Origin of the sequence: Pseudogracilibacillus sp. ICA-222130, from assembly GCF_037892545.1 — a bacterium.
Classification (GTDB): Bacteria; Bacillota; Bacilli; order Bacillales; family Amphibacillaceae; genus Pseudogracilibacillus.
The window spans coordinates 1-9,447 of the sequence record NZ_JBBKBG010000053.1 but is presented as its reverse complement, the minus strand read 5'-3'; the positions used below and the strand labels follow the sequence as shown (position 1 = coordinate 9,447).

At 34.3% G+C, this 9,447-nt stretch carries 9 protein-coding genes; 7 read left to right on the top strand and 2 right to left on the bottom strand.

Annotated features, from left to right (window positions below; genetic code table 11):
• Positions 1-277: 277 nt before the first annotated feature.
• The 3 genes from WKT09_RS13260 (at position 278) to WKT09_RS13845 (ending at position 1,922) form a co-directional block, all read left to right on the top strand.
• Positions 278-922, top strand: coding sequence for a DUF443 family protein (locus WKT09_RS13260; RefSeq protein WP_340416488.1), 645 nt, complete (start codon positions 278-280; stop codon positions 920-922).
• Positions 923-1,181: 259 nt separating this feature from the next.
• Positions 1,182-1,484, top strand: a complete 303-nt coding sequence (locus tag WKT09_RS13255; protein ID WP_340416487.1) for a DUF4176 domain-containing protein — start codon at positions 1,182-1,184, stop codon at positions 1,482-1,484.
• A gap of 237 nt (positions 1,485-1,721) precedes the next feature.
• Complete coding sequence (locus WKT09_RS13845; RefSeq protein ID WP_445324040.1) at positions 1,722-1,922, top strand: DUF4176 domain-containing protein; 201 nt, start codon at positions 1,722-1,724, stop codon at positions 1,920-1,922.
• 643 nt (positions 1,923-2,565) lie between these two features.
• Here WKT09_RS13845 and WKT09_RS13250 read toward each other — a convergent pair.
• Both WKT09_RS13250 and WKT09_RS13245 read right to left on the bottom strand, forming a co-directional pair.
• Entirely contained in the window at positions 2,566-2,886 is a 321-nt protein-coding gene (locus WKT09_RS13250) for a GNAT family N-acetyltransferase (RefSeq protein ID WP_340416486.1), read from the bottom strand.
• 318 nt (positions 2,887-3,204) lie between these two features.
• On the bottom strand, positions 3,205-3,462 hold the full coding sequence (locus WKT09_RS13245) for a hypothetical protein (RefSeq protein WP_340416485.1): 258 nt from the start codon (positions 3,460-3,462) through the stop codon (positions 3,205-3,207).
• Between the two features lie 197 nt (positions 3,463-3,659).
• On the opposite strand from WKT09_RS13245, the gene WKT09_RS13240 reads away from it, so the two are divergent.
• The 4 genes from WKT09_RS13240 to WKT09_RS13225 all read left to right on the top strand — a co-directional run bounded on the left by WKT09_RS13240 (position 3,660) and on the right by WKT09_RS13225 (position 9,426).
• Positions 3,660-5,342 carry a sigma 54-interacting transcriptional regulator gene (locus tag WKT09_RS13240; RefSeq protein ID WP_340416484.1) on the top strand — a complete coding sequence of 561 codons (1,683 nt, stop codon included), beginning with the start codon at positions 3,660-3,662 and terminating at the stop codon, positions 5,340-5,342.
• A 213-nt stretch (positions 5,343-5,555) separates the two neighbouring features.
• Complete coding sequence (locus WKT09_RS13235) at positions 5,556-6,728, top strand: iron-containing alcohol dehydrogenase (protein WP_340416483.1); 1,173 nt, start codon at positions 5,556-5,558, stop codon at positions 6,726-6,728.
• A 32-nt stretch (positions 6,729-6,760) separates the two neighbouring features.
• Entirely contained in the window at positions 6,761-8,218 is a 1,458-nt protein-coding gene (locus WKT09_RS13230; protein WP_340416482.1) for a CoA-acylating methylmalonate-semialdehyde dehydrogenase, read from the top strand.
• A gap of 53 nt (positions 8,219-8,271) precedes the next feature.
• On the top strand, positions 8,272-9,426 hold the full coding sequence (locus WKT09_RS13225; RefSeq protein ID WP_340416481.1) for an iron-containing alcohol dehydrogenase: 1,155 nt from the start codon (positions 8,272-8,274) through the stop codon (positions 9,424-9,426).
• The last annotated feature ends 21 nt before the right edge of the window (positions 9,427-9,447 follow it).

Genomic DNA, 9,447 nt, shown 5'->3' with positions numbered 1-9,447 from the left:
GTACAAAAAGTTCCCTGTAAATAACTCTTATAAATCTAAGTTATATAAAGGTTTACGAATTACTGTTGTATTTATGAAGACTTTTTCATCTAACTGTAAACCATTGGATAAGCATATAGACGATAGGCTTGCTGATTACAAGGAATAAAAAACTTTTTTCAGCGGTGTTGCTAATACAAAGTACAACTTCCCTAGCTTTAAAGCTCCGCAGCATATTTTATAATAAATAGAGAACAAAAAGTGAAGAAATATTTTATAGAAGTAAGAGGGATGTTTCATGAAGGTAGAAATACACAATGTCTTTAAAAATATGCGTTATAAATTTTTCCAAACGGAAGATGGAATATACTACATTGTAGAAATAAAACCATCTTTTTGGAAAACGTTATTTCCATTTTTATATTGGTTTTTTCCATTTCCTGTTTATAAAGTGGAAGATGAAAAAACAATTGAAGGAATTCAAACTCCAGAAAGTTGGTCGTTTGATAAGAGTAGTGCCGTACTAGCAACAGGGGGAGTTGCTGTTTTTATAGCCACTATCTTTCGTGGGAAAATAGAGATGTTTAAAACCGAACTCCCTTTATATATAAAAATCATCTTCTTAATCGTGATGATTTTTTGTGTGTTCCTTATCCGCTTATTTGTGAATAAAGTTAAGTTCCATGATTTATATAAGCATGTCAATTTAAAACAATTAGAGAGATTCGAAATAAAAGTAAAACCGCAATCGTTTAAACATATAGGACAAATGTTTGCTTCTTATATTTTTTTCTTATTTTTTTCCGTTATGTCTTATATTATGTTTTTTTTAGATGGAAATGTGTTTGTTTTAATTGGGGGAGCTGCTATGCTCATAATGTTTAGTCTTGTTGTAAACATAACTGTCAAAGAAGGTTTGACAAAAATTGAATTTATAAAGTAATCTATCCTTTTTAAGCCGTATATGAGGGGGCGCTACTTATATACATCAAATGACCGTTACCACTTTTACCGTCAGTTTAGAAATATATATTTTTAATATTAACTGCCAGTGCATGATCGTTAGTGGTAATCTTTGTAAGCCGCTTAATAATCATAAAGGATAGAGATTATAAATGTTATCGATGAATAGATAGTAAAGCGTAGTAGATAAAAAATAGCCTATGATGAACGGTAATAAAAACGTAAAGGAGATCGAAATAATGTTACCAATTGGAAGCGTTGTTTATTTAAAAGAGGGTTCAGGCAAGTTGATGATTGTAAGTCGTGGACCAATTATTGAACTAGATGGAGTGCAACAGTATTTTGACTATGCCGCATGTAATTTTCCTCAAGGTCTAGATGTAGAAAATACATTTTATTTTAATGAGGAAAATATCGATGAAGTAGTGTTCAAAGGACATGTGGATGATGATGAGAAGCGATTTCAAAAGTTGTATAAGAACTGGGTGAAAGAAAATGAGAATGCTGTTAAAAAAGGAAAAGTAGAAAATCCATTAAAATAATAGAAAGAAGCATGTTGAAAAGTAGATGAAAAAGGACAAATTTATAGCTTACTAATTTGTCCTTTTTCATAGTTCTTCGTTTGAAATATCTTTTAACTAGAATGATTGGAGGGAGTAAATTGGGAAATAAGGTTGGAGAAAGCATTACCGAAACAGTTAGTCAAGGTGTAGAAGCAGTAGGTGTTGCTGTAAGTAGCTTTTTCAGTGGCTTAGGAACAGTTTTTGGTTAATTGATGTATTTATATAATAGGATATTTTGAATATGGTTCATGTCTTTTCCCAAACGGTCAAACAGACCAACAAACGCATTTCTTTAATCACTCTGATATTAAGGAGATTTTCTTTAAAGGTTATATAGATGAATCGGAAGAATCATTTCAGCAGAAGTATAAAAAAGAGTTAAAAAACTTTAAATATCAAAAGTTAGAGTTAATGTAAAGTATCAAACTTTTTTTGTTTATTTTGACTTTAAAAATAATGAGTTTTTTAAAATAGCTGAGCGAAGAAATCATGCTTCAATAGCTCTGACAGCTTTTGTTGGAATTGTGCTCTATACACTAATGAACGATGTCTTTTTTGATATGACTATAAGTCCGTTTTGGATTATATCGACGAGCAGTACAATAGGAATAATATTTGGATATATAAGTACAAAATTAACAAATAGAGCTATTGAAAAAGGTCTACCTAGTCGAAAAGAGATTATCTATCCAACGGCAAAGGACATACAAGTGTATCTTGTCGAAGGAAGAAAACAATTTCAAATACTAGTATTTGCTATCCTTTTTTTAATATTCTTTTTAATTATAACAATGGGATACTTATATTTTGTACCAAAAAGTATTTTAATGTTTTTTTCTAATGTAGCATTTTGGATAATTATTATATTAATAATTTGGGCAGTGCGGCCAATCGAGAGAAAACAAGTACAGAGGCAATTAAAAAAGGAATTAGTGAAACAGCTAAGTTAATATCTATTAAAGTAAATTATATCACTAGCGATGCATACATGTATTTTTAATATTTCGACTAATGTATTTCGCTAAAATGAAAAAAGTTGTGATAACAATTAATAGGATGATTATAAAAGTTGATATCCTTCTGATAACCAGTAACCGATACTTGTTTTCTTATTGGTCCAATCGATACCATGAAATCCAATCATACCTACTACTTTATCATTATGTAAAATACCAGCTTGAATACCATCGTGCATAGTAAATTGTTTTAACCACATTTCTATGATTGGTTCATAATCCGTGTAATGATTCATACTATCCACCCATGGTAGCCATTCTCTTAAATAATCTCTTTCATGGTCTACAACGTCAAACAATTCTTTAGCGTCATTTTTCTCAAGTAATTTTAATTCTATTTGATCATTTATTTTTAGGTGAAACAATTTTATTATCCTCCTAAATGTAATTTATTATATAGAAAGCACCAGTTTATCTCACTATTCAATTAGCTTAAATAGAACTGGTAACCCTTATATTCCCAGTTAGTTCACTCAATAAAGATGGTGGTATGCAGATATGCTGTTAGGTTTTTCGAGGATATGGTGCAGTATTTTTTAGCAAATTTAACTAAGAAATGAATCGATTAAAGAGGAACATAATCTTTAAGAGGAATTCACTTCTAGCGTTGGTATAGTAATTTTGCTGTTATTCTTTATAAAAATATCCCCACATTTACTAGAATAAATGAGAGGATATTTATTTTAATTTGTGGTAAGCCCCACTGATAAGACTAAAAACAAGATGATGAGGATCATACCGATATTTAAAGTAACACCGATTAGAATGGTTTCAATTCGTTTCGTTATAATCGCGAAAATGATCCCTAATAAAGATGCAATACAAAATATAGTGATACTAAATGTCGTACTAAACTCTCCATTTTTTACAATGAAGTAAAAGATAATGCTAAATAAAACAGTGAGCAATGATAGTGCTCCAAATATATAGTTACGCTTCAATGTTTATCCTCCTTTTGGATAACGAAGATGGTTCATAAAAATAGTTTATATTTAAAATTTTATCACATTCAACCGTAGAGGGAAATATTTATATGATAATGACAAGATGCAAACTTTGATAAAACAGGTTGTATAGCTTAGAATGAAAGTACTTTCAAAATGACTAGAGAATGATAATGAGGTGGATAGCGTTGAAAATGGAACGATTATGGGAAACATATTCAAATATGTATGTAGACATCGATCATACAGTGGAAAAAGCAGGGGAAATAATGTTATCCAATCACGTACAGTATGTACCGGTCCTAAACGAAGGTGAACCTGTTGGATATATAACAATGCATACCGTATTACAAAAATTGATGAACGAAACAGCAAAGGAACAAAAGGTCAGCGAGAGTATGCGGACAGACTTTCTTGCTGTATTTACGACGGCAAATATGGATGAAATGATTGAATTGTCAACAGAGTTTATCATCGTCGTCCATCCAGATGGCACTTATGCTGGAATGATGACGCAAAAGGAAATTCAACCATTCATACATCAACAACTAGAAACTAAACAACAAACAAGTCATATTACATCTATTTTGGATGTTATTTTAGAAACAGCATATGAGGGAATTGCTGTTGTAGATGAGGCTGGGATTCTCATAGAATTAAATGAATCTTATGCTAAATTTATCGGTGTTCATCGAGAGGATGCAATTGGGAAACACGTAACAGAAGTGATTGATAATACGAAACTTCATAAAACAGTAAAAAATGCTATTCCAGAACGAAATGTCCTTCAACATATTCAAGGCCAAGATATGATTGTTCATCGTATTCCAATTTGGCAAGGCGATAAAGTTATTGGTGCAATTGGAATGCTTATATTTGAGGGAGTTTCGGAAGTTTATCATATATATCGCAAGTTACAAACAGAGAAAGAAAATATGTTAGAACAAGTTCGAAAAACAGCTACTACACCTGATGAAGAATATATTACGATGGATAAAATCGTCGGAACAAGTGAAGAAGCCGTACATATAAAACAACAAATAAGAAAAGCAGCGCAAACGAAAACAACCGTGTTGATGACAGGTGAAAAAGGAACAGGGAAAGAAATGTTTGCCCGTACAATTCATCAATTGAGTCCCAATAACGAAGCGCCATTTTATCGAATACATTGCAAAACTGATACGCCATCTTCTATTGAAAAACGTTTATTTGGATTAGAAGACGAACCTGGTTTATTGGCGATGGATGTCGGAACGATTTATCTCGAATACTTTGAATACTTACCAAAGGAATTACAAGATAAACTGTTTTATATTCTAAAAAGGAAGGAATACAAACATCCGATTACGAATGAAAAGGAACCCCTGCGTATCCGTATTATTGCATCATCTACTAAAATAGCCACATGGTCGGACGATAAATTGAATTTACCAGTGATACATATTCCAATATCTCCATTGAGGACACGAAAAAAAGATATGACATTTTTACTTTCTCATTACTTACAGGAATATTGTTATATACATCAAAAACCACAAAAATCTTTTAGTTCAGACGCAGTACATGCATTATTGGAATATGATTGGCCGGGCAATGTTGAAGAATTAATTCAAGTAGTTGAAAATTTAGTCACAACTGTTCAAACGAAAGAAATTGATGTGCATCATTTACCGATATATATGCAAGTAGAACAGCCTACAACACAGCCATCATGGTTAATGGAAATAAAGCATCGTAAAAAAGCAGAAGAAAGAAAAATGATCTTAACTGCTTTAGAAGAAGCAGGAGGCAATAAAACAAAGGCTGCAAATATATTAGGTATGCATCGGACTACCTTATATAAGAAAATAAAAGAATTAGAAATAGAAGGAGTATAACATCGAAAAGTCCTGATTGTGTTATAAAACAATCAGGGTTTTTCATCTTGTGAATTAAATGGATGAAGGTGGATATGTTTTAATTTTCAAAAAATTGCATTGACAATATGTAGTTTTATTGCTACACTTTATCTACACTATATGTACACGAACAAACTATAATGTATGCGTTATCAATTCAAGGGTAGATCTATTCGTGAGGAGAGGTGGAAGATGAACACATATGCACTGTTAGAAACACCGCAACAAATTTATTACGGCCGTGGTTCTTTTAAAAAAATGGGTGATCTAGTAAAAGATAAAGGCACTAAAGTGTTGCTTATAAGTGACAAAACAATGGAACAACTTGGCTATATTGAAAAGAGTGTTCAACAATTGGACGAAAGGGGTCTTACTTATGCAATATATTTAGGTGTAGATTCTGAACCGAATGATGATTACGTAAGAGAAGCACTTGCTGTATATAAGAAAAATCACTGTGATGTCATTGTATCTATTGGTGGTGGAAGTTGTATAGATACGGCAAAAGCGGTAGCGGTATTGGCGACAAATGGTGGGGATATTTCAGATTATATGAACAACCATAAAAACGTAATAAATAAGCCGACCGCCCATGTTGCAATTCCGACAACTGCTGGGACAGGTTCAGAAGCAACAGATGTCACCGTCATTACGAATGTAGCGAATAAAGAGAAAATGATGATTAAACAGTTTGGATTTTTGCCGGATGCAGCCATTGTCGATCCATTATTAACATTATCAGCGCCAAAAAGGGTAACTGCGGCAACTGGAGTAGATGCACTTAGTCATGCTATTGAAGCTTATATTTCAAAATTATCACATCCAATGACAGATATGTTAGCGTTATCGGCAATAAAACTTATCGCTAACAACTTGTTAACGGTTTACGAGCAAGGGAACAATATAGAGGCAAGGGAAAAATTGTCGCTCGGATCTTTACAAGCTGGGATGGCTTTTGGTAATGCGTCCGTGTGTCTAGTGCATGGATTATCCCGTCCGATCGGCGCACTTTTTCATGTGCCCCATGGCTTTTCTAATGCTATGTTACTCCCAGCAGTATTAGAGTTTAGTAAGGACGCATGTATTGATCGATTAGCAGATGTTGGAAGAATGTTTACGAATAAAACCCTATCCAATGAGGAAGCAGCAGATTTTGCGGTATCATTCATTAAACAATTATGTGCCAAACTACATATTCCGAATTTAAAGGAATGGGGTATAGATGAAGAGACATTTGAAAGGAATATTCCAAAGATGGCAGAAGATGCAATAAGGTCTGGCAGTCCAGCGAATAATCCTCGTGTTCCAACTATAGAGGAAATAAAAAAGCTTTATACAACTTGTTTTCATTATCAATTTGAATAAATTAGAGGGATAAATATATTGGAGGTAATAAAATGGGAAATAAATTAACTGTGCAGAACTTTATTGGAGGAAAATGGGTGACATCAACATCTGAAAAATTAGAACCTGTTTATAATCCGGCAACAGGTGAGGTGATTGCGGAAGTTCCTATTTCAACAAAAGATGAATTAAATGAGGCTGTAAGTGTTGCAAGTCAATCATTTAAAACATGGAGAAAAGTGCCTGTTCCACAACGAGCTCGTATTTTATTTAAGTACCAACAGTTACTCGTTGCACATTGGGATGAATTGGCAAAACTTATTACAAAAGAGAATGGGAAAAATTTTAAAGAAGCATATGGTGAAGTCCAACGTGGAATTGAAAATGTAGAATTTGCTGCTGGTGCACCTAGTTTAATGATGGGAGATTCATTGAGTACCATCTCGTCTGATATTGATTCAAGTAGTTATCGTTATCCAATTGGTGTCATCGGTGGGATTACTCCTTTTAATTTCCCGATGATGGTACCAGCGTGGATGTTTCCAATCGCGATAGCAACTGGAAATACATTCGTTTTAAAACCATCTGAACGAACACCATTATTAGCGAATCGTTTAGCTGAGCTATTACAAGAGGCTGGATTACCAGATGGTGTTTTCAATATTGTGCATGGGGCACATGATGTTGTAAATGGTATGTTAGATAACGATGATATTGCAGCGATATCCTTCGTTGGTTCTCAACCAGTTGCAGAGTACGTCTATAAACGAGGGACAGAAAATTTAAAACGTGTACAAGCATTAGCAGGAGCAAAAAACCATTCTATTGTTTTAAAAGATGCAGACTTAGATAATGCGACAACTCAAATTATGAATGCTGCATTTGGTTCTGCTGGTGAGCGTTGTATGGCATGTTCGGTCGTTGCAGTAGAAGAATCGGTTGCCGATGTATTTATCGAACAGCTCGTTGAAAAAGCGAATAATATTAAAATAGGAAACGGACTTGACGAAGGGATTTTCTTAGGGCCTGTCATCCGTGAGTCGCATAAACAGCGTATATTGCAATATATTGAAACGGGTGAACAAGAAGGGGCAACACTTATTCGTGACGGTCGGAATGACACAAGTGCTCAGGAAGGTGGCTATTATGTTGGGCCGACAATTTTTGATGGTGTAACAAGTGAGATGAAAATTTGGCAAGATGAAATTTTTGCCCCAGTTTTATCTATCGCGCGTGTAAAAAACTTAGACGAAGCAATCAAGCTATCTAATCGATCATCTTTTGCTAATGGTTCCTGTATATTCACGACGAATGGTGGAAGCGTTCGGAAATTCCGTGAAGAAATTGACGCTGGGATGTTAGGGGTCAACATAGGCGTTCCAGCACCGATGGCATTTTTCCCATTCTCTGGGTGGAAAAATTCATTCTATGGCGATTTACATGCAAACGGAAAAGATGGTGTGAACTTTTACACACGTCAAAAGGTTATCACAGGTAAGTGGACAGAGTAATTTTTGTGAATTTGGAAAACATAGCATTATAAAAATATAAAGGAGATGGAAATATGTATGACTTTTTCATGCCGAATGTAAACTTCTTTGGTCGTGGGTCTGTTAATATTGTTGGGGAACGTTGTGAAATTTTAGGGGCGAAAAGAGCGCTTATTGTTACGGATGCATTTTTAAAAGGGCTAGCAGGTGGTCCGGTTGATAAAGTAGTACAATCTTTAGAGGAAAAAGGTATTACGTATGCATTTTATGACGGAGTGGAACCGAATCCGAAAGATACAAATGTACGGGATGGGTTAAAAGTATTTGAAGCGGAAAAATGCGACCTTATTTTAACGGTTGGTGGAGGTAGTGCGCATGACTGTGGAAAAGGTATTGGGATTGCTGCGTCACATGAAGGAGATCTATATGAAAATTATGCAGGAATAGAAAAATTAAGTAATCCACTTCCACCAATTGTATCTGTTAATACGACAGCGGGGACAGGTAGTGAAGTAACGAGACATTGTGTAATTACAAATACGGAAAAGAAAATAAAATTCGTCATTGTAAGTTGGAGAAATACGCCTTTAGTATCTATTAACGATCCGGAACTGATGACTGGAAAACCCGCCGGTTTAACAGCTGCTACAGGTTTAGATGCATTAACACATGCGGTGGAGTCATATTTGTCATTGGGTGCTAATCCGGTAACAGATTCTATGGCGATTCAAGCAATTAAATTAATTTCTACAAACTTACGCCAAGCAGTGGCGAATGGAAAAAATTTAGAAGCGCGTGAAAATATGGCACATGCATCATTACTTGCAGGGATGGCATTCAATAATGCGGGATTAGGATATGTTCATGCGATGGCACACCAGCTAGGTGGATTATATGACATTCCACATGGTGTAGCAAATGCGGTCTTACTTCCACATGTTGAACGATTTAATTTAATTTCAAATCCACAAAAATTTGCCGATATTGCAACGTTTATGGGCGAAAATATTGAAGGGTTATCTGTAAGAGATGCAGCAGAAAAAGCGATCAAAGCTATTGAAACATTATCAAAAGATGTCAATATTCCAAGTAATTTACGTGCATTAAATGTAAAAGAAGAAGATTTTGAATTAATGGCAAAACTTGCACTTGAAGATGGTAATGCAATTAGCAACCCTATCCAAGGGACTAAGCAAGATATTATAGATATCTTTCGAGCAGCATACTAAACATAAAGAAAACTGCCTCAT